Below are 945 nucleotides of genomic sequence, written 5' to 3' on the forward strand. Positions count from 1 at the left end.
GGCGGCATCGCTTCCATTGTTAAATTGGTCACCAGCGCCCAAGGCTCTTTTGCCGTCAATTCATAGGTCCATTGGGCGGTATGATGGCAGTCGGTTGTCGTGCTACGTTGACCTTTTCGCCCTTTACCTCTCGCCTTAAACAACACCATTTCACAGAGCAAAGGCTTCTTGACCGATAAGGCCACCCGACCAACATGCTTGGCGCGGCTATTTGCTCTGGCATAGAGCGCTTTGAGTGAAAATTGACGACCAAAGGGATGAAGGCGATAGACACTTAACCCTCTAGCTCGCCCTAGCCAGTACCAACCGAGTTGCTCTACCTTTCTGAACCAAGGATTACGAAACCCTGCATCAGTCACTATTAGCGGAGTGACATTCGCAGGTAATACCTTATGAAGCTCATTGAGAAATTGATTATGGGCAGATTGCGTTCCTTGCAACGCTAAGGGAAATGTTCGCTCATAAAGCGTAATTGAGCGCCCCTTGATGGCGATAGAGGCTCTCAGGGCAATGAGCTCGCGTCCTTCACGCATATCAGACCAATCCACCAAAACGATAGGCATAGTGTGCTGTGTCAGTAGCCATTTAGCATGCCATTGATAGACAGCTAATCTCTCATGATGAAGATGATGGTTGCCAAGTAACCTGTCCATACGTTTTATCGAATGCTTGGTTTGCGTACGATTTCCATCAATATGGCGACCTAAAGCGGTCAATGTAAGACGGTCGGAATCAATGAGGGCCTGGCAGGCAACCATGAGGGTATTTAGACGCTTTTGGTGAATTTCTGGGCAATGTTGATAGAGAGATTGATGTAAGATAGTTAACGCTTGCACCTTGGAAGTCCGTGATTGGTTTTTGTTTGCGCTTAATCAGATCACATTCCAAGGTGCAAGTTCACTCTAATCTCATGATTTATATCAAAGTTATCAGGGGATTCCTCAG

The 945-nt window shown here is 46.9% G+C and carries 1 protein-coding gene; it reads right to left on the reverse strand.

Going from position 1 to position 945, the window contains the following annotated elements; genetic code table 11:
* Positions 1 to 836, reverse strand: an 836-nt coding sequence (locus GNT65_RS20435; RefSeq protein WP_160799005.1) for an IS4 family transposase, incomplete at its 3' end; no start/stop codon positions are given.
* Positions 837 to 945: the final 109 nt, after the last annotated feature.

This window comes from Shewanella insulae (genome assembly GCF_009831655.1).
GTDB lineage: Bacteria > Pseudomonadota > Gammaproteobacteria > Enterobacterales > Shewanellaceae > Shewanella > Shewanella insulae.